This window comes from Massilia sp. FBCC-B171 (assembly GCF_059134155.1).
The window spans coordinates 5,350,536-5,374,275 of record NZ_CP101443.1 but is presented as its reverse complement, the minus strand read 5'-3'; the positions used below and the strand labels follow the sequence as shown (position 1 = coordinate 5,374,275).

Genomic DNA, 23,740 nt, shown 5'->3' with positions numbered 1-23,740 from the left:
AGACCGGAGAAGCCATGCAAGCACGTCCGTTCGATCATTTTCTCAAGCAACTTCCCGCGCTGACCCGGCGCCAGCGCGAGCGCTTGCTTGCGCTGCTGGTGCCGGCGGCCAAACGCGACCAGGCCGTCGACCTCATCGAGCAGGCCGCGGCGCAGCGGATCGCCTGTCCAGGCTGCCATTCGCGCCAACTCCACCGGCACGGGCGCGCGCACGGCCTGCAGCGCTATCGCTGCAAGGACTGCGGACGCACCTGCAACGCGCTGACCGGCACCGCGCTGGCGCGCCTGCGCCACAAGGAGAGATGGATCGATTACCTGGGCGGCATGCTCGACTCGCGCAGCATCCGGCGCACCGCCACCGATCTTGGCGTGGCCGGCGCCACCAGTTTTCGCTGGCGCCACCGCTTCCTGAAAGTGAGCAAGGACGACCGGCCGCAGTGCATGGGCGGCATTGCCGAGGCGGACGAAATGTATGTACTGGAGTCGCACAAGGGATCGCGCACGCTCGATCGCCCACCACGCAAGCGCGGCGGCAAAGCCACAAAACGAGGAATATCGAACGAGCAGGTGTGCGTGCTGGTGGCCAGGGACCGGACCGGTCAGACCCTGGACTGGGTTCCCGGCAAGGGAGCATTAACGTTGGCGCAATTGCACCAGCACCTGCTGCCGCGCCTGGAACGCGATGTCCTGCTGGTCTCCGACGGCCATCCCGCCTACCGGACCTTCGCACGGCAGGCCGGCATCACCCACGAAGCGGTCAACCTGAAAGCCGGAGTCCGGGTACGCGGCGCAATTCACGTGCAGAACGTTAACAGCTACCACAGCCGGCTGCGCGGCTGGCTGCTGCCGTTTCGTGGCGTGGCCAGCCGTTATCTGAGCAATTATCTGGGTTGGCGCTGGGCGCTCGATGGCGGGCGCATCGCCACGGCCGATGGATTGCTGCGGGCGGCGCTGGGCATTGGGCGCAAGGCGGATTTCCACACTTAACGCGAACAGCGCCTAAAAAAACGGCGCCGCAGCGCCGGTCTTGGGACAATCATGACCGCCTGCTCGCCCTGTCTCAGGCCTTGTCGCGTTTAAAAAATTTGCCGAAGGCCATGACCAGGCCGAAGCCGGCGACGGCGATCAGTTTCGCAAACTTGGCCAGGAAGGCCGCCATCAGGGCGAACAGGCCGAGCTTCTTGGCGGCGACGCCGGTGACCAGGGCGGCGATGCCGTATTCGGCCACCTTGTCGGTCGACGCATTGAAGTCGGCATAGGTCTGGCCGGCGTTGAAGCTGGTGTGGGCCAGCAGGGTCTGGGCAAAGGGTTTATTTGCCGCCAGCGCATCGAAGCTCGACACCAGGTTCATCGACAGATAGCCTTCGCGGCCCAGCACATAGGTGTTGTAGTTGGCGCCATGGTCACCCTTGTCCGTGCCCTTGTCCCGGGTCTCGATCGACCAGACCAGGCGGTGCGCGATCTTGTCGTAGGCGGGCTTCTGGTTCCAGCCGACGATCTCCATCTGCGCCATGCCGCGCGCCGCGCGCTCCTTGTTGTTTTCCTCGGTGCCTTCCTTCAGGCCCGTGAGCAGTTCGTCGGCCTTCCAGTCCGCCGCTTCATCGTCCTTGATATAGCCGGCGTCGATAAAGCGCGGGACCACGAAGCTGTCGCTGTCGGGCGGAACGATGATGCCAAGGCGCGTCGGATCCTCGCCATTGCCCATCGCCTTGAGGAGCGCTCCCGCCTGCGGCTGGGGAATGAAGGAATACCCTTGCGGCAGTTTCAGCGATGCCCGGCTGCCCAGCGCGATGTCGGCCGGTCCCGTCTTGGCCGCCGCCCTGGCGGACGTCAAGGCGGCAGTCATTTCCGCTTCCGGGTCGATCTTCGCCGATTGTGCGTGGACCTGGGCGCATGCGGCCAGCAGGACGGTGGCGCATACGCGCGCAAACAAGGTCTTCATGACTTCCTCGTGGATGGCCGCAGCCGGCCGCTGATGGTGAAAGAGGGCGCCGCAGCGCCAGGCTCCGCGCGCAGCCTGCACGTCCGGATCCATGCCGGCAGTTTACGCGGCTGAAGTGGCCAAAAGTCTCTCCAATTGTTGCCTCTGTGAAAAATATTGAGACGGGTCAATGCAAGCAGGCGAAAAAAAACCGGGGCATCGGCCCCGGCGAAGTACGGCATTTGAGCGTTACGGGCAGCTGCCGATGATGTAGTAACCGGCCGCCGTCTGCGCCAGCGTGGACGTGTAGAAGGTGTTGTTCAGCCCCATGTTCTGGTTCGAGCCATTGGCCAGCGCATAGCCGCCGCTGTTGTGGGCGCGACCGGCAGTCACGTGGGCGTAGTTGCTGGCGGTCGTCGCGGTGCACACGAAGCCGGACGTGGTGCTGCCCGTCACCGTGGCCGAGCGCGCGCTCTCGACGCCGCCGTTGCCGACCGCCGAGACCTGGTAGCTATAGCTCGTTGCCGCCGCGAGGCCCGTATCGGTGTAGCCGGTGGCGGCGACCGCCGCGCCATTGACCTTGCTGCCGTTGCGGTAGACGTTGTAGCCGGTGGCGCCGTTCGACGCGTTCCAGGTCAGCGCGATGCTGCTGGCGGTGCGCGTGCCGACCGCGAGATTGGCTGGGGCCTGCAAGGCCGGCGGGCTGCCGACCAGGAACTGGCCGATGTTGCAGGCGGCCGAGGTGAGGCCGGTGCCGCTGTCGGTGGCCGTCACGCTGCCGCTGTAGTAGCCGTCGGCGCGCGCAGTATAGGCTTTACTGAAGCTTGCGCCGCTGCCAGCGGCCGCATCGTTCACCGGGGTCGGGCCATTGAGCACGACCTTGTAGCTGCCGATGCTGCCGCCGCTGTTGCTCACACCTGCGCCGTTCACCGTGACGGTGGAACCCGAGACGCTGGCGCTGCAGGACGTCATCGCGGGCGGCGCCACCTGCGCCACGCGCAGGTTGTTCTTGAACCAGAAGTCCATCACGAAGGCCGGATAATTGACCTTGCTGGCGTCGACATAATTGCTGGCCTGGCCGCCGGTGCCGGCGGGCCAGGCGTGGCCCATGCCGGTGACGGTGATCTCCGAGGTGCGTACCTTGCCGTTGGCGTCCGTGTACGGGATGTTGCTGCCACCGGTCGGCACGCTCACGGCCGCGCCTTTGGTAAACGTGCCGCCGTAGGCGATGCGCATTGCCGCCGCGTCGAGCGGGCCGTAGCCTTGCGCCACCGTGTAGTCGTTGGTGCCCCAGATGACGCCGGCCACCTGCGTGGCGAATTGGGAGACGTTGGTGCCGGCCAGGTTCTTGCAGTTGTTGGCGGCGGTGGTGGCCGTGTACCCCGAGGGCACGGCACCGATTTGGAGGGTCGTCACGCCCGGCGGCGGGCCGGCATTGATGCCGACTCCGGCGAAGATGTCGGGCGCCAGGCAGCCCATCACCATGGTCTGGGCGCCGCCCGAGGACAGGCCGGCGACATACACCTGCTTCGGATCGATCGCGTACTGCGGATTGCTGACGAAACGGTTGATCAGGTCCAGCAGCACGCCGGAGTGACCGGTCGTGCGGCTGTGGGTGCTCTTGGCCCAGTCCCAGCAGTGCGAGCCGTACAGGTTGCCGGTGGCGTTTGGCGCCACGATCACCGCGCCGTACTGGTCGGCCACGCCTTTCCAGTTATAGCCTTTGTCGCTGGTGCCGTCGATGACGTCGCCGGCCGCGCTCTGGGAGCAGCCGTGCAGCACCAGCACCAGCGCGCGCTTTCCCGCGAGCGTGGGGTTGGAGGCTGGCCAGTAGTAGTAGCCGGTCAGGGCGCCGCCGTTGACCGTATCGGTGGCCCAGGTCTGGTTGCCGGACCAGGTGCCGGGACCGGCCTGCACCTGCGCCTGGGCGCCGATCCAGGGGAGAAGCGCGGCGAGGAATACGGCCTGGCGGGCCGCGCTTGAAAAGGAAAATGCCATGGTAGAGCCTCCGTTGCATGACGCACGTGGATGAGCCCGGGCGTGAGGACGCGACGGCGTCGCAAGGAAAGCGCCGGGATTGGTGACACGGGAGAGCAGGCAGCTGCGCGGACGGCGCTAGGAGGCAGGCGAGGGAAGGAAGGTCATGGCTTGTCTCCGCTGTCGGTATAGTTTTATCGCGACGGGAAGTCGCCAGGGTATTCTAGACCTGGACGGAAACCGCACAAGCGGCGCGCAGGCACGCTGTTTGTGCGGTTTGCACAGCATCGGTGCGGCAGGGCGTGAACGCGCCGGGCATAAAAAAACCGGGGCACATGGCCCCGGTTCGATCGTGCTGATAAGGCCTGCGCTCAATCGCGCATCAGCTCCGCGATCATCTTCACCGGCGCATTGCCGTAGCTGAGGAACTGGTCGTGGAACTGCTTCTGGTTGAAGCGTTCTCCGAGTGCCTGGCGCCGCTGCTCGCGCAACTCCATGATCTGCTCGTAGCCGCTGAAGTAGCTGGTCAGCTGCACCGACGACAGCTGCACCCGCCGCCATTTTTCCGTCGCTTCCTGGCGCGTCTGGAAAGCCTGGCGCGTCAGCAGGTCCAGCGCTTCCTCGCGCCCCATGCCGTTCACGTGCACCGAGTAGTCGAGGATGGTGTTGGTGACGCTTCGCAGGTTCCACTTCGAGTACATCAGCCACATCTCGGGGGCGTTGCCGCCATAGCCCGATTCCAGCATCATGCGCTCGCCGTACACGGCCCAGCCTTCGACCATGGCGCCATTGCCGAACAGGGACTTGACCAGCGAAGGCGAACGGTTTGCGTGCACCAGCTGGGCGTAGTGGCCGGGGATCGCCTCGTGGATGTTCAGGATCTGCAGGATCCACTCGTTGTACTCGCGCAGGCTGCTCTCGGCCTGCTCGGCGGAGAGCCCGTCGAGCGGCGTCACGTTGTAATAGGTTTTGTCCTTCGGGCGGTAAGGGCCCGGCGCGTCGATGCTGGCGCCGGCCACGCCGCGCTGGTACATCGGCGTTTCGCGCACTTCGAGCGGCTTGCCCGGATCGAGCGTCAAGAGATCGTTCTTGATCACCCAGTCCTGCAGCAGCGGGATCTGGCGCCGGATCTCGGGGAAGAAGTTTTCGCGCGCGACGTGGCGCGTCGAGAGCCGGTCGATCAGCATGCCGATCTTCTGGAAGCGCTCGTTCGGCTTGGTTTTATCGGCCATATAGCGCGGCCAGAGTTCGTCCGCGATCGTATTCATGCGCGTGAGGAGTTCCTCGCGCGCGGCCAGCGCCTTGCGGTAGGTCTGCTCGGCGCTGCTGGCCGACTGGATCTCGAGCGCGAACTTTTGTTCGTACAGCGCCTTGCCGAGCCTGAACGGGCGCGCGGTGCCGATGGCCGATTGCGTCTTTTCCAGGTTGCTCAGGAAGTCGACATACCCGAGCACGGCGCTGCCGGCGGCGGCAACGCGCTGCGCGAACTGCGCCTTTTCCTGCGCGTTCAGGATCGAGCCCTGCGCCGCCTGGCCGAGGTCGGCCAGCACCACCAGCGTGCCCGGCGCCTGCGCGATCGCCAGCTGCGTGTGTTCGCGCGTCGGATTCACGATGCTGCTTTGCGCCGCCTGGTAATAGGCCGGCACATTGGCCAGGCGCTTCAGGATCGTGCGCAGGCGCTGCGGTTTCGCCGCGTAGTCGGTATTGAGGACCAGGTCGAGCGGCTGGGCGATGTTGTACTGCGATGGATTCCATTCGAATTCGCGCAGCGTCGTCAAACGCCAGCGGTCGTTCTCGAGCTTATTGATCAGGAGGGCGAGATCGGTGCGCTGGCGCGGCGACAGCTGGCGCGTGTCGATCTTGCGGAATTTTTCCAGCCACTCGCCGGTGAAGGCAAGCTTCTTGGCGCGCGTGGCGGCATCGGGAATGGTGAGATTAGCAGCGGCGTCGAACTTGCCGACCGCGATACCGCCTTCCGGATCGACGCGCCACAGCGCCGTCAGGTACTGCATGCTGAGCGAATCGGCGCGGCGGTCGAGGCGTTTCTCGTTCGATGCGGGGGCTTGCGCCTGCACCGGTTCCGGTTTGGCCGTGGCGACGGCGGCGCCGGCAGCAACCGCAGCAACAGCGGCGGCCTTGCCTTTGCCCTTGCCCGGTTTACCCTTGGCGCCTGCCTTCGCGACAGGAGCGGCGACGCGCTTGGCGGACGCCTTCGATTTGACGACCTTGGCCGCTTTCGGCTTGGAGGTCTTGGTTTGCTTGGCGCTGGCCGGCGCCAGCGCGAGGCTGGCGATCATGGCTGCCAGCGCGAGTTTCGTTTTCATCATCGTATTCGGCCCGTAAAGACATGGAGCGGCGCGGCTTGTTTACAACGCGACAGCGCGCCAGATTAGCATTTTTAGCGCGGGGTGCGCTTGCCCGGCTTTGTAACGAATGCAGGGCCCAACGCGGCCAGTGCAGCGTTTGGGTCCAGCGTGGCCGCCTCTTCCAGGACTTCGGCGCTCAGCCAGTCGGGGAAGGGCGTTTCAATGTTTTCATGATGACCATGGGCGCTATGCACCTGCATCACCCGCGCCAGGCGCGCCGAGTCGAAGGCCGGCGCGCTCGCTGCCAGCGCCGCCCACAGGCGCCGGTGCACCAGCGTGATCTTGTTCTCGACCAGCCGGCAAACCAGGATCTCGGCCTCGCCCTGTACCGCTTCGAGCACAGCGAAAATCTGCTTGCCTGCGGGGCGGCCCCACCAGCTGCCCTTGATCGCTTCGCCCGCAATCGCATGGGTGAGTGTTGGCGCCGGCCAGCGCGCCGAGACCAGCACGACGCCGTGTTCGCGTACAAAGGCCAGTGCCGCCTGCGCATCCATCAGTCGACCACGCCTGCGCGGATCAGCGCCTGGTGGCGCGCATTGACGATCGATACCGCCTCCTTGCCGCGCGCGATATTCGTCAGCACGATCTCGCTTTCTTTGGTAAACCGGTGCCCGATGCGCACCGTGTACGAGCGCGTGGCCCAGCTTTTAAAACCGTTCACGAAGGTCGCTTCATCCATGTCGCGCCATTTGACGCCGCTCACGCCCTGCTTCCAGGGCAGCACCCCCGAATGCACCCAGACGCCCAGGTCGTCCATATACAGCTGCACGCTGCGTACCAACAGGAATTCATAGCCGACCAACAAGGCCGACAGGATCAGCACGGCCAGGGCCGCCATCTCGTGCCACAGGAAGGACAGGGGCAGCAGCACGCCGAACAGGATCACCGCCAGCGCCGCGACGCCCGCATAGGCCAGCCAGGACTTCAGGCCGATGACCTGGGCCTTCGAAGGAGCGGGCGCGTTCTGTTCTTCCATGGTGCTGTTCCGTGACAAAAGCGGAATCATCACATGGAATGCGCGGCAGCGCCAGATGGCCTAGCCGCCCAGCCCCTGCTGCAGCATCGCCAGCATCTCGCCCGGCGCCATGCGCGCCGACAGGTCGCCGCCTTCCAGCAGGCTGTCGGCCAGGTCGCGCTTGTGGCGGTGCAGGTCGACGATGCCTTCCTCGATCGTGTGGCGCGCCACCAGGCGATAAATCGTCACCGGCCGCAGCTGGCCCATGCGGTGCGCGCGGTCCGAGGCCTGGTCTTCCACCGCCGGGTTCCACCACGGGTCCATGTGGATCACGTAGTCGGCGGCCGTGAGGTTGATGCCGACCCCGCCCGCCTTCAGGCTGATGAGGAATAGATCTCCTTCTCCGGCCTGGAAGGCATCCACGCGTTTTTTCCGTTCCTGCATCGGGGTGGAGCCGTCGAGGTACTGGTAGCGGATCTCGCGCGCATCCAGGTGCTTGCGGATCAGGGACAAATGGTCGACGAACTGGCTGAAGACCAGCACCTTGTGGCGGTTCTCGAGCAAGCCCTCGACCAGGTGCGCAAAGGTGGCCAGCTTGCTGCTGGCAATGCCAAGGCCGGGCGCCACCAGCTCCGGATTGCAGCAGGCGCGGCGCAGCCGCATCATCTCGGCCAGGATCGCGATCGACTTCTGGCTTTGCGGCGCTTCCAGCGAGGCCAGTTTATCCAGCGCTTCACGGCGCAGCGATTCGTACAGGGCGGTTTCTTCGGGACTGAGTTCGACCGGCAGCACGATCTCGGTACGCGGCGGCAGTTCGGTCAGCACCTGGCTCTTGGTACGGCGCAAAATGAACGGCTGCGTCAGCCGCTTTAACCGCGCGCGAGCCGCGCTTTCGGCGCGCTTGTCCTGCGCCTTTTCGATCGGGCCGGCAAAGCGCAGTTGAAACTGGTCGGCGGTGCCGAGCAGGCCCGGGTTGATGAAACGGAACAGGTTCCACAACTCTCCCAGGTGGTTTTCCAGCGGCGTGCCGGTGGCGACCATTTTAAAGTCCCCTTGCAGCGCCATCACCACCTGCGAACGCCGCGTCGCAGCGTTTTTGAAGGACTGGGCCTCGTCCATCACGATCGTGTGCCAGCGTTTTTTGGTGAACTGCGGCGCTTCGTTCTGCAGCAGGCCGTAGCTGGCGACGATCACGTCGAAGGCGCCGGCCTGTTCGATCATGTCGGCGCGCTCGCCCGGCCCGAACAGTTTGATCTTCAAGGTTGGCGCGAACCGTTCGGCTTCCGCGATCCAGTTGGTGCAGACCGAGGTCGGCGCCACCACCAGGGTCGGGCCGTTCGGTGCGCGCAGCAGGATCAGGGCCAGCGCCTGCAGGGTTTTACCGAGCCCCATGTCGTCGGCCAGGCAGGCGCCGACGCCCCAGTGCGCCAGGCGCGCCAGCCATGTAAAACCGTCGCGCTGGTAGTCGCGCAGTTCGGCCTGCAGGGTCGAGGGCAGCTGCGGTTCGTAGGCGGCGTTGTCCGCCATCTTCTTGATGTGCGCGCGCCAGGCTTTATCCGCCTCGACCCCGCCGGCGCCCAGCGCCAGTTCTTCCAGCGCGAAGCTGGCCAGCGGATGGACCCGTAAAACCTCGCCGTCGGCATCGGTGAAGGCGGCGACGTCGAGCAGGCGCCGGTGCAGCTCGTTCGTCAGCGCCAGGAACTGGTTGTCCCCCAACGCGACAAAACGCCCGTCTCCGGCGCGCACCTTGTCGAGCAGCGAGCGCAGATCCATCACGCGGCCCTCGTCGACGGTCACTTCGCCATTCGCGGCGAACCAGTCCTTGTCGCGCTTGATGTTGATGCGCACCGATTGCGAGGCCACTTTTTTGCTGACGCGGAAAGGCTCGCCTTCGGGCCAGCCGATCACCACTTTCAATGGATCGAGTTCCTGCAGTTCGCTCACCAGTTCCAGGCAGGCGATCGGCTGGCCGAGCAGCCATTCGCCGTGTTCTTCTTCGGCGCTTTCGAGTGCGCGGCAGTTCGCCACCAGCTGGCGCTCGGCTTCGCGCTCGGCGTTCAGATCGCGCCTGGCTTCGGTACGGATGCCGTTGAAATCGGCGATCACGCGTTCGGCGCCGCTGCCCGGCGTGTAATAGGCGCCGGTTTCCGGCAGCGGACGCACCAGGATGCGCATGCGCAGGCCGTGCTGGTAGGGCAGCAGGTGCACGTGCAGGCGCGCGTCGGCGGCGATTTTTTCGATGTCGGCGGCGCTCGCGCCAATGTCCGACTGCACGGTGACGATCGAGGAAATCGCGCCGATCGCCTGCAGCACGCGTACCTCCGCTTCCAGCGGCACCACCAGGGCTTCGCCCACGATCGCGCCGATGCGGCGGTGCTCGTCGCGCACGCGCACCACGCGCAGGCGGGTGGGCGTTTCGCGCGAGACGACCACGTCGCCGCTGTTTTCATGGATCGGCGGGCGCAGCGAAATCGTCACGTGCTCGCGCGCCGCTTTCACCAGCAGTTCCGGCTCGCCCGGCAGCAGCTCGACCCGGGTGCCGGGCGCGTCGAACCAGAACAGCAGCGGGTGGCCGATCAGGGCGGCCAGGGTCTTGCCGATGTCGAATTCGTAGCGCAGGCCGCTGCCGTAGTACTGGCGGGAAGCGCCGATGTTCGATACCGCCAGCACGTCCTGCGCGCTGAGAAAATCGAGCGTGGCCGCATCTTCCGTCAGGCGTTTCAGGCCCATCGGACGGCCGCGGCTCCAGGCGCCTTGCGCGTCGCGCTTCTGTTCGCGCGGTTCCAGCTCCTGCACGCCCAGGTGTTCATCGTAGCGGATCAGCCAGACCAGGCGCGACTCTTTCACCACTTCCACGTTCACGGCCGGCTGCAGGTTGATCAGGGCATTCAGCTGGCGCTCCCACGGCTGCTCGCGTTCGAACCAGTGGGTCATGTCCGTAAAACGGTGCTGCTGGCGCAGGGCGATCGCGCGCTGCTCAAAGCTGATGCCGCCCAGTTGCCCAAGCAGGCCGGCCAGCTGGGCGCTCAGGAAATCGAAGCCGGCCGCTTCCGACTGCGCCAGTGCTTCTTCCAGCCGGGCGCGCTGGCTGGACAGCTGCGGCATGCCCAGCCACCAGTGCAGCAGGGCGCGGAACAGCACCGGCTGCAGCGCCGTTTCCCAGTTCCGCGAGGGCAGCACCTCGGCGTCGACCGTGCCGCCGCGGATCTGGCGCAGCATGGAGAGTTGTTGATAGACCGCCGTGTCGTGGCTCTGCACGGCGCGCGTGGCACTGTCCAGGTAGCCTTCGACCGCCTTCTGGTGCTTGGGGTCGCCGCGGCGCAGCAGGGCGGCGACGTACAGGTGGCCGCCGATCCCCGCGAACACCTGCTTGCGCTTACCCGTTTCGCGGCGCAGCAGTTTCAAGGCCGCGTCGAAGCCGGCCAGGGCCTCGTCGATGTGGTCGCGCAGGAGCAGCAGCACGCTACGGTAGAACAGCGCGGCCGAGTCGTCCATGTCCTGCAGTAGAACGCCTGCATCGTCCAGGCGTCCACACAGGATCAAATGTTCGGCCAGGGCGACCCGCAACTCCATCGACGCGCCGCCCTGCGCCACCAGGGCTTCGGCGTAGGCGCGGACTGCCGGTGCTGCCGCAGGTTCGCGCTGGGCGTGGTTGATCAATACCGACAGTACCTCGTCGCGCAGCGCCGGATTGATGTGGTCAATCAGGTCCGGCTCGAATGGGCGGGCGCAGATATCGACCAGCGGGTGCAGGTAGGCCGCTTCGTGGCAGCGCAGGCAGGCGTTCAACAGCGGCGCGATCGATTTCGGGCCGTCGCCACCGATCAACGCCATGCGCAGCAGTGCCACGCCCTGGCGATAACTGCGCAGCACAGGGCCGCCTTGCCAGTCGCGCCGGAGCGGGTTGAAGACCTCGTAGATCTCGCGCATTTCATTGAAACGGCCGCTACGCAGCAGGAACTCGATCGCGGGCCACGCGGCCTCCGGCTTGATGATGGTGCCGCGCCCGGTCACCATGCTGGTCAGGCCGCGCTCCTGCAGGATCGCCAGGCAGTCGGCAAAGTGCTGATCCGAATCGAGCACGCTGAGCGCATCGAGCTGCTCGCCCAGGCGGGTGCGGCCAAGTGGCTCGCCCGCCAGCGCCAGCACGGCAAGGATGGTCTTCGGGACCGCCGAGCATTGCTCGAACTGATGAAGCAGGGATGCGTCGCTCATGCAGCCAGGTTCTCGATCTCCAGCCGCGGCAGCCCCTCAGGCAGCGCGATGCCGAACACGCGCAAATAAAACGCCAGCTCCGCTTCCAGCGTGCGCACCACGCTGTCCGCCTTGCGGAAGCCGTGGCCTTCGCCTTCCAGCGTGAGATAGGCCACCGGCACGCCGCTTGCGCGCAGGGCGTCGACCATGGTCTCGGACTGCTGCGGCGGCACGACCTTGTCGTCCAGGCCCTGGAAGAAGATCATCGGACGCTTCAACGCATCGGTATGGTGGATCGGCGAGCGTTCGCGGTAGACGGCTTGCGCCTCTGCCTTGGGGGCGATCAGGTATTCGTTGTAGTGCGATTCGAACTTGTGCGAGTCCGCGTCCAGCCCGGCCAGGTCGGACACGCCGTAATAGCTGGCGCCGGCTTTGAAGACGTCGTGGAAGGTGAGGGCGCACAGGGTCGTCAGGCCGCCGGCGCTGCTGCCGCGAATGAGCAGGCGTTCCGGGTCGACCAGGCCTTGTTCGGCCAGGTGGCGCGCCCCGGCCACGCAATCCTCGACGTCGATGACGCCCCACTGGCCCTTTAACAGGTCGCGGTAGTGGCGCCCGAAACCGGAGCTGCCGCCGTAGTTCACGTCGAGCACGGCGAAGCCGCGGCTGGTCCAGAACTGCGTGGCGAGCTTCAAGGTGCTGGTGGCCATGCTGGTCGGTCCGCCGTGGCCGATGACGATCAGGGGCGGCAGTTCGCCGGCCGGGAGTTCGACCTCGCGATTCGCCGGCGCATAGTAAAACGCATAGGCGGTGCGGCCTTTCATGCTTGGGTAGCGGATGCTTTGCGGGACCGACAGATAGGCTTCGTCCGGCAGCTCGGCGATCGATTGCACCAATATGGTGCGTTTTTCAGTGTCCGGGTCGATCAGTGCGAGCTCCAGCGCGATCGTCGGCGAGCCGGCCAGCACCAGCACCCGTTCCGGCGAGACGCGCAACTCCTTGATCTCCTGGTAGGGCGTCTCGATCGGGCTCAAGCTGCAGCCGCGCGTGGAGAGGCGTCCCAGGCGGCTGATGCCGTCCTCGATATAGGTGCAGATGATTTCGTCTTCCGAGCGGAAGCCGTACATCGAGCCGCCGAAGTTCCACTGCGGCCCGCCGAACTCGGCGTCGCGCGGGCAGAGCGGATGCACGACGCCGTGTTCGAAGCGGTACAGGTTCCACCAGCCGCTGCGGTCCGAAACAAAATGCAGCAGGCCGCCGGGCGACCATTCCGGCTGGCAGATCGATTCGTCCATGCCGCCGGCGACCAGGCGGCCATCGACCAGGCTGCCGTCTTCCAGCACGTCCGCGACCCACAATTCGGTGCCTTGCCACGGCATGCGCGGATGGTCCCAGCACAGCCAGGCCAGGTGACGGCCATCCGGCGACAGGCGCGGCGCTGCATAGAAATCGTTGCCGTCCACGAGCACGGTCTCGCTGCCGTCGAAGCCGACCGCGCAGATGGTATTCACGGGATGGGCTTCGCCTGCCAGGTGATCCTCGCGCACCGCGATCAAACGCGAGCGTGCGCGGTCCGGCACGAAGTCGGCGTAGCGCACGGCTTCTTCGCGCGTGATGACGACCGGCTCGCCGCCGTCTTCGACCTGATAGATACGGTTGTCGGCGAAGTGCGAAAACCAGACCGTGCCGCCATCGACCGCATACGCGCCGCCGCCGTACTCGTGCACGCGGGTGCGCACGTTGAACGGGCTTGGCGTCGGTTCCTCGGTGGCGCCGTCACGCAGGCGCTGCAGCGTGGTGCGGCCCGCTTCGCTGGCGCGGCCCGCCAGCCACAGCACGTCGAGCCCATCGAGCGCGATCTGCGACAGCGGCACGGCGCCGGCCGCCACCACGGCGGCGCTGATCGGGGAAGTCCAGGTGCCGCTGGGGGCGGCCTGCTTGCGGGTCGGCTGGGTCATGGCGTCGGCATTCTCGAAGAGGGGAACCGTATTATAAGAGCGCCGCCGCGCAGGCAGAGCCGCGCTGGCGCGTGCCGAACCGATCGCGCCATACGCGGCTGCCTAGCCATGCCTGCTTTTATTTTCCCGTCGATGCCTGCGCCGGCTCCACCTTCAACGCCAGGGCCTCCGTGTACACCGCCTGCACCTGGTCCCCCTTCTTGACCAGCTTGAGCTGTTCCGGATCCGGTACGCTGAGATCGACCAGCTTTCCCTCCGGCCCGCGCAGCCTGACCGACTGGGTTTTTCGGTTAACGGCGACCACATCGGCCACCACCGTCACCGCTGCGCCTATCGTCGCGCCTGGATTGGGATCGCCTGGCGTGCGCGACACGGTCGGCGGCGACTCGATACGCTTGGCCGCGCCGGCCGGCCCTTTTTTCAATTCCAGCGCCAGTGCCTGCTTGTATTCGGCCGTCACCTTGTCGCCCACCTTGATCTTGTCGAAATTTTTCACCTCCTCGCCCGCACGGACATCGACAATCCGCCCATCGGCCCGTTTCAGGCTGATGACCCGATTGGCCGGATCGATGGCGGAGACTGTCGCGCTTGTTTTAGTCGACTGCATGGCCTGCGCCGCGCCGGGCGCCGTGGTCACGGTGGCGGTCGCCCCGGTAGTCTGTGCCGGCGCGCATGGCGCAACGGCGAGCAGGGCGGCAAGAACGGGAAGATAGAGCGGCTTCATCGTGACACCTCGGCTTGTTGGGAAGTTCGGGCCGCGCGCGGACACCGCCGCTTGCGCGGATCAGCGGTAAGTCAGCATATGCCGCGCGCCCGCCAGCTCAAATAGGACTTTGGGCCTAAGAGCGCCTGTCAGGACTGCCATGGCGGCGCGCGGAAAGGCCTCGCCACGCTGCCGGGCGCGCCAGTCCCCGGCGCGTCCGGAGGATGCGATAATAGCCGTCCTCCGACGTCCACTATTGTCAGCCATGCCACAATTTGCTCCGCTCAAGAACGACACTTTCCTGCGTGCGCTGCTGCGCCAGCCGACCGAGTACACGCCCGTCTGGCTGATGCGGCAGGCGGGGCGCTACCTGCCGGAATACCGCGCCACGCGCGCGCGCGCCGGTTCGTTCCTGGGCCTGGCAAAGAACCCCGACTACGCCACCGAGGTGACGCTGCAGCCGCTCGACCGCTTCGCGCTGGACGCGTCGATCCTGTTCTCGGACATCTTGACGGTACCCGACGCGATGGGCCTGGGCCTGTACTTCTCCGATGGCGAAGGACCGAAGTTCGAGCGCCCGCTGCGCACCGAGGCCGAGGTGATGGCCCTGAACGTACCGGACATGGAATCGCTCGACTACGTGTTCAAGGCCGTCACCCAGATCCGCACCGAGATCAACGGCCGCGTGCCGCTGATCGGCTTTTCCGGCAGCCCGTGGACGCTGGCCTGCTACATGGTCGAAGGCCAGGGCTCGCGCGAATTCCACACCATCAAAAAGATGCTGTACGCGCGCCCGGACCTGATGCACCGCATCCTCGACATCAACGCCACCGCCGTCGCCCAGTACCTGAACGCGCAGATCGACGCCGGCGCCCAGGCCGTCATGATCTTCGATTCCTGGGGCGGAGCGCTGGCCGACGGCGCCTACCAGGAATTCTCGCTGCGCTACATGGAACGCGTGCTGGCCCAGCTCCAGCGCGAAAAGGACGGCGTGCGCATTCCCGCCATCGTCTTCACCAAGGGCGGCGGCATCTGGCTCGATGAGATGGCAAACTGCGGCGCCGACGCGCTGGGCCTGGACTGGACCGTGAACCTGGGCCGCGCCCGTGCCCTGGTGGGCGACCGCGTCGCCCTGCAGGGCAACCTCGATCCGGCCATCCTGTTCGCCGCGCCCGAGCAGATCCGCGCTGAAGTGGAGCGCTCGCTGACGGCTTATGGCGCGCCCTCGGCAGGCTCGGGCCACGTGTTCAACCTGGGCCACGGCATTTCGCAATTCACGCCGCCGGAGTCGGTCACGGCGATGGTCGAAGCTGTCCACACGTTCAGCCGCCAGCAACGCGCCGCCTGAGTGAAAATGCTGCGGCGCCGCACTGGCGGCGCCCCGGCAAACGCAGCAAACGCCCGAGCAATCTCACACTTGTTCACATCTTGCGAAACAGTGCAATTTGGACCTGTGGACAGGTACAGTGCCGGCGGGGAAATTGTAAGTGGTTGAAATTGCTGGGATTTATCTTTAAATCCGTGGGCACATGACCAACTGGAAGCTATTCTTCCTGCATAGAAATCGCAGTTCCTCGCGCCTTGTTCACAAAGTTATGCACAGGCTGAGCTGGCTCAAGGATAAAAATTCCTGTACCGACAAGCACTTACGTGCGCCATCGCAGAGTCTTGTTTAAATCCTCATGCAGCTCAAGGATTTACAAAAAGAAAAAACGCACTTATACACAATCCTTGCACTGCGGGAAACGAGTTGCTGTGGACTACTCGCTTATTCGCAAGTCATTGAATACAAATGGTTTATTCTGGCTTGATTTTGACTGATCCGTACATCATTTGACTTAACGTAAACTTCTCCACCGGTCAAGCGGATCATTCTCCACAAAGTTTTCCACAGCTTTCAGACAAGGTTAGACATTGGCGCACTGCATCCTTCGGATTGCCCTCGATACACCGCTCAACAGCGTGTTCGACTATGGCTGGCCGCATGAAGAGGGCGCCACGCCCGAGGTCGGCCAGCTGGCGCTGGTCAGTTTCGGACGGCGCGAAGCCGTCGGCCTGATCGTCGAGATCGCGCACGACACCGAGGTCCCGGCGGACAAACTGAAAAACGCGATCGCCGTGCGCAGCCAGTTGTCACCCCTGTCGGCGCAATGGCTGGCGCTGGCCGGCTTCGCGGCCGATTACTACCAGCGCCCGCTGGGCGAAGTCGCGCTGCCCGGCATGCCGAAAAATTTGCGGGTCTCGACCACTGTCGCCCTCGACCGCGCCTTGAAAAAAATGGCGAAGCTGGCGCCGCCCGGCGATCCGGCGCCGACCGGCATGCCGCCGCTGAACCGGGAACAGCAGGAAGCGGCCGACGCCATCGGCGGCGCGGTGGGCTTCACGCCGCTGCTGCTGTACGGCGTCACCGGCAGCGGCAAGACCGAGGTCTACCTGCAGGCCTGCGCCCAGCTGCTGGCGCGCGATCCGCAGGCGCAGATCCTGATCCTGGTCCCCGAAATCAACCTCACGCCCCAGCTCGAAGGGAATATCCGCGCGCGCTTCCCGGGCCTGATGCTGGCGACCCTGCACAGCAGCCTGTCCGAAGGCGAGCGTATGCTGCACTGGCTGGCGGCGCACCAGGGCCAGGCGCGCATCGTGCTCGGCACCCGCCTGGCGATCCTGGCCTCGCTGCCGCATTTGCAGCTGATCGTGATCGACGAGGAACACGACCCCTCCTACAAACAGCAGGAAGGCTTAAGGTACTCGGCACGCGACCTGGCGGTCTGGCGCGCGCGCCAGCTGGCCATTCCGATCGTGCTCGGCTCGGCCACGCCTTCGCTGGAAAGCTGGCACCACGCCTCGACTGGCCGTTACCGCAAGCTCCAACTGCGCGAGCGCGCCGTGCGCGACGCCGTGCTGCCGACCGTGCGCCTGCTCGACATGGAACGCGACAAGCCGAAGGACGGCCTCACCGCCGGTCTGCTGGGAGCACTCCGCCAGCGCCTGGAACGCGGCGAGCAGTCCTTGTTATTCCTGAACCGGCGCGGCTATGCGCCCGTGATCACCTGCGAGGCATGCGGCTGGATCAGCAACTGCACCCGCTGCACCTCCTTCATGGTGCTGCACAAGCCCGAGCACCGGCTGCGCTGCCACCACTGCAGCCTCGAGCTGCGCATTCCGCGCCACTGCCCGACCTGCGGCAACGTGGATTTGCAGCCGCTCGGACGCGGCACCCAGCGCTTCGAAGAGGGGCTGTCGGCGATGTTCCCGGAGGCGCGCATCCTGCGCATCGATGCCGACTCCACGAGAAAGAAGGGCAGCGCCCAGGAAGCCTTCGACACCGTGCACCGCGGCGAAGTCGACATCCTGATCGGCACCCAAATGGTCGCCAAGGGCCACGATTTCAAAAAGCTCACCCTGGTCGGCATCCTGAACCCGGACACGGCCCTGTTCTCGCAGGACTACCGCGCCAGCGAGCGCCTGTTCGCCCAGCTGATGCAGGTGGCGGGGCGCGCCGGGCGTGCCGGTCTCGCCTCCGAAGTGCTGATCCAGACCCGCTACGCCGCGCACCCGCTGTACTCGGCCGTGGTGCGCCACGACTACGACCGCTTCGCCGCGACCCTGCTGGAGGAACGGCGCCAGGCCGCGCTGCCGCCCTACATGTACCAGGCGCTGCTGCGCGCCGAGGCGCCGGAACTGGCGACGGCCATTGCCTTTCTCGAAGAAGCGCGCGACATCCTGCCCTTCGAGAGCGTGACCATCAACGACCCGATCCCGATGACGATGACGCGCGTGCATAACGTCGACCGCGCTCAGCTGCTGGTCGAATCGCCTTCGCGCCCGGCGCTGCAGGCGTTTTTGAAAGAATGGCTGGCGCTGCTGCGCGCGATGAAGAGCCGGGTGCGCTGGTCGCTGGAAGTGGACCCGCTCGACATTTAAATCGCAAACGGCGTATCGTCTCGGTAGCATTTTATGGAGAACAGCATGAAGAAATTGCAAGTCGACGTTGCCGTCATCGGCACCGGCACAGCCGGCATGTCGGCCTATCGCGCCGCGGTCGCCCAAGGGGCGCGCACGGTCGTCATCGAGAGCGGCCCGTACGGCACCACCTGCGCACGGGTTGGCTGCATGCCGAGCAAACTGTTGATTGCCGCCGCCGACGCCGCCCACATGCTCGACCTCGCGCCGGGCTTTGGCGTGCATCCCGGAGAAAAACGCATCGACGGGCGCGCCGTGATGGCGCGCGTGCGCGGTGAACGCGACCGCTTCGTCGGCTTCGTGCTGGAAAGCGTCGAGAGTTTTCCGATCGAGGACCGCATCCGCGGCCATGCCCGTTTCACCGGCCCGCACACCCTGCAGATCGACGACCATACCGAGATCGAAGCGGCCCGCATCGTGATCGCCACCGGCTCGACGCCGGTGATCCTGCCGCAATTGCAGGACGTGGGTCCCGGCATCGTCACCAGCGACGACGTGTTTTATTGGGACGATTTGCCAACGTCGGTGGCGGTGATCGGCAGCGGCGTGATCGGGCTCGAACTGGGCCAGGCCCTGAGCCGCCTGGGCGTCAAGGTCAGCGTCTTCGCGCGCGGCGGCAGCGTCGCCCAGCTGAGCGACCCCGAGGTACTGAATGCCGCCCGGCGCACGCTCAGCCAGGAACTCGACCTGCGCTTCCAGACCGAAGTGGTGCGCGCCGAGCAGCAGGGCGAGCAGGTGCTCCTGACCACGCGCGACGCACTCGGCAAGGAGACCAGCGAGTCTTACCAGTACGTGCTGCTGGCCACCGGCCGCTCGCCCAACGTGCACGGCATGGGTCTGGAAGAGACCGGCCTGGAACTGGCGGCCAACGGCGTGCCCGACTTCGACAGCCGCACCATGCAGTGCGGGACCAGCCATATTTTCATCGCCGGCGACGCCAACAACGAGCTGCCGCTGCTGGCCGAAGCGGCCGACCACGGCAAGATCGCCGGCGAGAACGCGGGCCGCTATCCGGACGTGCGTCCAGGCCTGCGCCGCACGATGCTCGGCATCGCGTTCACCGAGCCGAACATCGCCACGCTCGGTAAAAGTTATAAGACGCTGTGCGAGGGCGGGCGGCCGAAATTCGCGATCGGCCAGGTCTCCTTCGAGAACCAGGGCCGCAGCCGCGTGATGTTGCAGAACAAGGGGATGCTGCGCGTGTATGCCGAGTACGGCTCCTGCCGCTTCCTCGGTGCCGAGATGATCGGCCCACGCTGCGAGCACATCGCGCACCTGCTGGCCTGGGCCGTGCAGGCGAACCTGACGGTGCCGCAGATGCTTGACATGCCCTTCTACCATCCCGTGATCGAAGAGGGCGTGCGCACCGCCCTGCGCGATTTGGCGGCGAACCTGGCCAATGCAACGAATCACACCGATGCGGCCGATTCGGAGCCGGGGACGTAGGCCGCGTCTGTTCGTAGGGTGATACCGCGTGGGCGGAGCCCACCCTACGAACGGCACACCATCTGTGGCATCAGTTCAAATAACTCGCATCCAGATTCCCCTGCTCGGCCATCTGCCGCACGATGCGCATCGTGTCGATATCGGCTTCCTGGTAGGCCGACTTCTTGAATTCCTCGTACATCTTGGTCGCGCCGTCGGTCGACTCTTCCATGCCGTCGTCGTAGCTGAAACGCACGTACAGCATGTGCTCGGACGGCGCTTCGATCGTCATGGTGAGCAGCGAAGCGCTGATCTCGCCCTGGGCCGGAACCTCGTAGCGCACTTCGTGCAGCGGGCTCAGGACGACGGTATCTTCGACCACCAGGTCGCCATAGCGCAGGCGGCGCTTGAAACTGCCGGCTTCGCGCGCGCTGATGTCGCAGTCGTCCAGGTGCGGGATGAACAGCTTCGGCGACTCGGCGCGGATCACCAGGCCGCGCCATACCTGCTCGCGGGTGAGCGTATCCATCAGGGGATTGAGCGGGTCGTTTACTTCGATCAGGTGTTCAAATTTCATTGTGGCGTGCTCGTAGCGTAGTGTAAGGGGGCGATGGTAGCCGATTTGGCAGCGGTCAGTTGGACAGCAGGATCGCGTTCTGCCGGCGCTGCAGGAAGGCAATGCCGATCAGGATGGCGAACGAAATCGCCAGCAATACCAACGCATATGCGTGCGCCGTCCCATAATTCAACTTCTGCGCTTCATCATAAAGCGCGATCGAGGCCACCCGGGTCTGCCCCGGGATGTTCCCGCCCAGCATCAACACGACGCCGAATTCGCCCATCGTGTGCGCAAAGCTGAGCGACACGCCGGTCAAAATGCCGTGTTTCGACAGCGGCAGCACGATGGACCAGAAGGTCTGGCGTTTGGTGAGGCCGAGCGCCAGCGCCGACTGCACCAGGTCGCGCCCGACCCCGCGAAACGCCGCCTGGAAGGGCTGTACGGCAAATGGCAGGCTGTACAGTACCGAGCCCGCCACCAGGCCGGCAAACGAAAACGGCAGCGGATGGCCGAAGACCGACATCCAGGCCGCGCCGACCGGTTGCTGCGGCGCCATCAGCATCAGCAAATAAAAGCCGATGACCGTGGGCGGCAGCACGATCGGCAGGCTGACCAGGGTTTCGACAAAGATAATGCCGCGCATCTTGCTGTTGTTGAGCCAATTGGCCAGCGGAATGCCGACGACCAGCAGCACTGCCGAGGTGACGGCGGCGAGGCGCAGCGTCAGGCCGATCGCGTCCCACAGTTCGGGCGGAAACTGCCACTCCGTCATTCGGCCGCGCCCGCGGGCAGGCTGAAACCGTTGCGGGCAAGAATTGCGCGCGCTTCGGGCGAGGCCAGGAAGCGCACGAAGCCGCTTGCGTGCGGATTGCCGGCGCCGGCCTTGGTGACGATCGCGCCTTGCTCGATCGGCGCCAGGCCGGTGCTTGGCACCAGCGCATGGCGCCCGACGCCTTTTAATTTGGTCGCGTGCAGGGTGGCGAAGGAAATAATGCCGACTTGGGCGTTGCCGGTCTGGACGAATTGCGCGGTCTGGGCAATATTTTCGCCAACCACGAGTTTCGGCTGGACCTTGTCCCACAGCCCATCGCGTGCCAAGGCCGCCCTGGCCGCGCGGCCGTAGGGCGCCGTGACCGGATTGGCGATCGCGATCCGCTTGACGCGCGCGTCGGCCACCAGGGCGGCCAGGCCGCGCGCCGGATCGATCTGCGGGTCGAGCGACCACAGGGTGATGCGGCCGATGGCATACGGAACAGGGGTGGCGCTCTCGGCCGCGCCGAGTTTGATCAGCTGGCGCGGGTAGTCCATGTCGGCCGACAGGAAAACCTCGAAGGGAGCACCGTTGCGAATTTGTGCAAAAAAGTTGCCGGATGCGCCAAGCGAGACCTTCGGCTCGACGCCAGGTGCGGTTTTCCGGTACGCGGCAACCAGTTCATCGATACAATAGCCGAGATCGCTGGCGGCAGCGACCAGCAGCGGGCGCGCCAGCGCCGGCATCGACAAGGTGGCCGCCAGCAACAGAATTAGCAATTTTTTCATGATGAACATTGTAGCGCGGGGCGTGGCTGCTTTCGCTCCCGCTCGTTACAATGCTCTGCTGTCTTCCAGAATAATTCCCATGTCCAATGCACCAAAGTTCGGCCTGAACGGGCCGCAAAGCGAAGCCGCGCTGTATCTGGACGGCCCTTGCCTGGTGCTGGCCGGTGCCGGCTCGGGCAAGACGCGCGTGATCACGCAAAAAATCGCCTACATGATCGAACATTGCGGCTACGATCCGCGCACGATCGCCGCCCTGACGTTTACAAATAAAGCCGCGCTCGAGATGCAGGAGCGTATCGCCAAGCTGCTGAAACAGCCGAAGCAGGCGAAGCAACTCACTGTGTCGACTTTCCACTCGCTGGGCGTGAAAATCCTGCGCCAGGAAGCGGCCGGCGTTGGATTAAAGGACCGGTTTTCGATCATGGACAGCGACGACTGCTACACGATCGTCTCCGACCTGGGCCTGACGACCGACAAGCAGGAAATCCGCCGCATCCAGAATTCCATTTCGCTGTGGAAGAACGGCCTGGTCGATCCGGAGGACGCGATCAAACAGGCCAAGGACGAAGACGAAGCCCAGGCCGGGCGCATCTACCGCAGCTATGTGGCAACCCTGTCCGCTTACCAGGCGGTCGACTTCGACGACCTGATCCGCCTGCCGGTGGAACTGTTCCGCAACAACGATCCGATCCGCGACCGCTGGCAGAGAAAATTGCGCTACCTGCTGATGGACGAGTACCAGGACACGAATACCTGCCAGTACGAACTGGTAAAACTGCTGGTGACGGGCATCGGCAAGAAGCCGATGTTCACCGCCGTCGGCGACGACGACCAGGCGATTTACGCCTGGCGCGGCGCCTCGGTCGAAAACATCAAGACGCTGCAGACCGATTTCCCCGACCTGCGCGTGATTAAACTCGAGCAGAATTATCGTTCGACGACGCGCATCCTGCAGGCGGCGAATGCCGTGATCGGCAACAACCCCAAGCTTTTTGAAAAATCGCTCTGGTCGGAACACGGGCTGGGCGAGCCAATCAAAGTGCTGGGGATGCAGAGCGACGAGCAGGAAGCCGACCAGATCGCGATCATGATTTCGGCCGACCATTTTCAGCGCAAAAATAAATGGACCGATTACGCGATCCTGTACCGCGGCAACCACCAGGCCCGCATCATCGAGCAGGCGCTGCGCAAGGAACGCATTCCGTACACGATTTCCGGCGGCCAGAGCTTTTTCGATAAAGCCGAGATCAAGGACATCATCGCCTACCTGCGCCTGATCGCCAACGAAGGCGATGATCCGGCCTTCATTCGCGCCGTGACGACGCCGAAACGCGGGGTCGGCATGGCCACGCTGGAGGTGCTGGGCGAATTTTCGAAGCAGTGGAATTGCTCGCTATTCGAGGCGGCCCTGAAAGGCGGGATCGAAGGCAAACTGGCGGATCGCCAACTGCATCCGCTGCGCGATTTCTGCCATTTCATCAATGACCTGGAATCGCGCGCCAGCCGCCCGGGACCGTCGGGCAGCGGCGAAAATGCCGCCGAGGTGCTCGACGACATGATGAAGGAGATGAATTACGAGCATTACCTGTACGAGAATTTCGACGACCGCGCGGCCCAGTCGAAATGGCAGAACGTGATGGAGTTCACCAACTGGCTGAAGGAACGCGGCAAGGGCGGGCGCGACGGCACCGGCGAAGAAAAGAATTTGCTGGAACTGACGCAAATGGTGGCCTTGATGTCGATGCTCGAAGGCCAGGACGAAGAGCAGGACGCGGTGCGCATGTCGACCCTGCACGCCTCGAAAGGACTGGAGTATCCGCACGTGTTCCTGGTCGGCGTGGAAGAGGGCATCCTGCCGCACAAGGGCGACCCGGACGACCCGATCGAAAAGATCGCCGCGCGCATCCAGGAAGAGCGGCGCCTGATGTACGTCGGGATCACGCGCGCCCAGCGCACCCTGCAAGTCACCTGGTGCAAGAAGAGAAAGCGCGCCGGGGAGCTGGTGCACTGCGACCCGTCGCGCTTCATCAAGGAGATGGCGCTCGACGAGGGCATCGCGGTGCCGCTGGAATCGGAAGTGATCAGCCCGAAGGACCGGCTGGCGAGTTTGAAGGCGCTGCTGAACACACCGAAGCCGGATGCCGGCAAGCTGATGTCATAATGCCGCCCATTCAAGAAGACCTGCCA

The 23,740-nt window shown here is 65.0% G+C and carries 16 protein-coding genes; 5 read left to right on the top strand and 11 right to left on the bottom strand.

Annotated features, from left to right (window positions below; genetic code table 11):
* Positions 1 to 14: 14 nt before the first annotated feature.
* The gene (locus tag NMB41_RS24245) at positions 15 to 986 is read left to right on the top strand and encodes an IS1595 family transposase (protein ID WP_494380284.1); all 972 of its coding nucleotides are present in this window, start codon (positions 15 to 17) and stop codon (positions 984 to 986) included.
* 73 nt (positions 987 to 1,059) lie between these two features.
* Here NMB41_RS24245 and NMB41_RS24240 read toward each other — a convergent pair whose 3' ends face one another.
* From NMB41_RS24240 to NMB41_RS24205, 8 genes are all read right to left on the bottom strand, one after another.
* On the bottom strand, positions 1,060 to 1,941 hold the full coding sequence (locus tag NMB41_RS24240) for a DUF2167 domain-containing protein (protein WP_494380283.1): 882 nt from the start codon (positions 1,939 to 1,941) through the stop codon (positions 1,060 to 1,062).
* Between the two features lie 228 nt (positions 1,942 to 2,169).
* A complete protein-coding gene (locus NMB41_RS24235) occupies positions 2,170 to 3,918 on the bottom strand; it encodes an extracellular catalytic domain type 1 short-chain-length polyhydroxyalkanoate depolymerase (RefSeq protein ID WP_494380282.1) in 1,749 nt (582 codons plus the stop codon).
* Positions 3,919 to 4,268: 350 nt separating this feature from the next.
* The gene (locus NMB41_RS24230) at positions 4,269 to 6,224 is read right to left on the bottom strand and encodes a DUF885 domain-containing protein (protein WP_494380281.1); all 1,956 of its coding nucleotides are present in this window, start codon (positions 6,222 to 6,224) and stop codon (positions 4,269 to 4,271) included.
* A 71-nt stretch (positions 6,225 to 6,295) separates the two neighbouring features.
* The gene (locus tag NMB41_RS24225) at positions 6,296 to 6,757 is read right to left on the bottom strand and encodes a hypothetical protein (RefSeq protein ID WP_494380280.1); all 462 of its coding nucleotides are present in this window, start codon (positions 6,755 to 6,757) and stop codon (positions 6,296 to 6,298) included.
* On the bottom strand, positions 6,757 to 7,239 hold the full coding sequence (locus NMB41_RS24220; protein WP_494380279.1) for a hypothetical protein: 483 nt from the start codon (positions 7,237 to 7,239) through the stop codon (positions 6,757 to 6,759). Before NMB41_RS24220 ends, NMB41_RS24225 begins: the two co-directional genes overlap by 1 nt.
* Positions 7,240 to 7,299: 60 nt before the next feature.
* Positions 7,300 to 11,433, bottom strand: coding sequence for a DEAD/DEAH box helicase (locus NMB41_RS24215; RefSeq protein WP_494380278.1), 4,134 nt, complete (start codon positions 11,431 to 11,433; stop codon positions 7,300 to 7,302).
* Positions 11,430 to 13,367, bottom strand: coding sequence for a dipeptidyl-peptidase 5 (locus tag NMB41_RS24210; RefSeq protein ID WP_494380277.1), 1,938 nt, complete (start codon positions 13,365 to 13,367; stop codon positions 11,430 to 11,432). The genes NMB41_RS24215 and NMB41_RS24210 overlap by 4 nt, the downstream gene beginning before the upstream one ends.
* Positions 13,368 to 13,485: 118 nt before the next feature.
* Complete coding sequence (locus NMB41_RS24205; RefSeq protein ID WP_494380276.1) at positions 13,486 to 14,091, bottom strand: hypothetical protein; 606 nt, start codon at positions 14,089 to 14,091, stop codon at positions 13,486 to 13,488.
* Between the two features lie 244 nt (positions 14,092 to 14,335).
* On the opposite strand from NMB41_RS24205, the gene hemE reads away from it, so the two are divergent.
* The 3 genes from hemE to NMB41_RS24190 all read left to right on the top strand — a co-directional run bounded on the left by hemE (position 14,336) and on the right by NMB41_RS24190 (position 19,476).
* Positions 14,336 to 15,418 carry a uroporphyrinogen decarboxylase gene (gene hemE, locus NMB41_RS24200; RefSeq protein WP_494380275.1) on the top strand — a complete coding sequence of 361 codons (1,083 nt, stop codon included), beginning with the start codon at positions 14,336 to 14,338 and terminating at the stop codon, positions 15,416 to 15,418.
* A 566-nt stretch (positions 15,419 to 15,984) separates the two neighbouring features.
* Positions 15,985 to 17,991 (top strand): primosomal protein N', encoded by a 2,007-nt coding sequence (locus NMB41_RS24195; RefSeq protein WP_494380274.1) that lies wholly within the window; start codon positions 15,985 to 15,987, stop codon positions 17,989 to 17,991.
* A gap of 45 nt (positions 17,992 to 18,036) precedes the next feature.
* Positions 18,037 to 19,476 carry a dihydrolipoyl dehydrogenase gene (locus tag NMB41_RS24190; protein WP_494380273.1) on the top strand — a complete coding sequence of 480 codons (1,440 nt, stop codon included), beginning with the start codon at positions 18,037 to 18,039 and terminating at the stop codon, positions 19,474 to 19,476.
* Between the two features lie 70 nt (positions 19,477 to 19,546).
* Here the strand turns inward: NMB41_RS24190 and NMB41_RS24185 are convergent, their stop codons facing one another.
* The 3 genes from NMB41_RS24185 to modA are packed head-to-tail and all read right to left on the bottom strand — an operon-like array spanning position 19,547 to position 21,553.
* Positions 19,547 to 20,032: an SRPBCC family protein gene (locus tag NMB41_RS24185; RefSeq protein WP_494380272.1), complete on the bottom strand. Its 486-nt coding sequence runs from the start codon at positions 20,030 to 20,032 to the stop codon at positions 19,547 to 19,549.
* Positions 20,033 to 20,087: 55 nt separating this feature from the next.
* Entirely contained in the window at positions 20,088 to 20,786 is a 699-nt protein-coding gene (gene modB, locus NMB41_RS24180) for a molybdate ABC transporter permease subunit (RefSeq protein ID WP_494380271.1), read from the bottom strand.
* Positions 20,783 to 21,553, bottom strand: a complete 771-nt coding sequence (gene modA, locus NMB41_RS24175; RefSeq protein WP_494380270.1) for a molybdate ABC transporter substrate-binding protein — start codon at positions 21,551 to 21,553, stop codon at positions 20,783 to 20,785. Before modA ends, modB begins: the two co-directional genes overlap by 4 nt.
* Positions 21,554 to 21,632: 79 nt before the next feature.
* Here modA and NMB41_RS24170 point away from each other — a divergent pair, with 79 nt between their 5' ends.
* The gene (locus tag NMB41_RS24170) at positions 21,633 to 23,714 is read left to right on the top strand and encodes a UvrD-helicase domain-containing protein (protein WP_494380269.1); all 2,082 of its coding nucleotides are present in this window, start codon (positions 21,633 to 21,635) and stop codon (positions 23,712 to 23,714) included.
* The last annotated feature ends 26 nt before the right edge of the window (positions 23,715 to 23,740 follow it).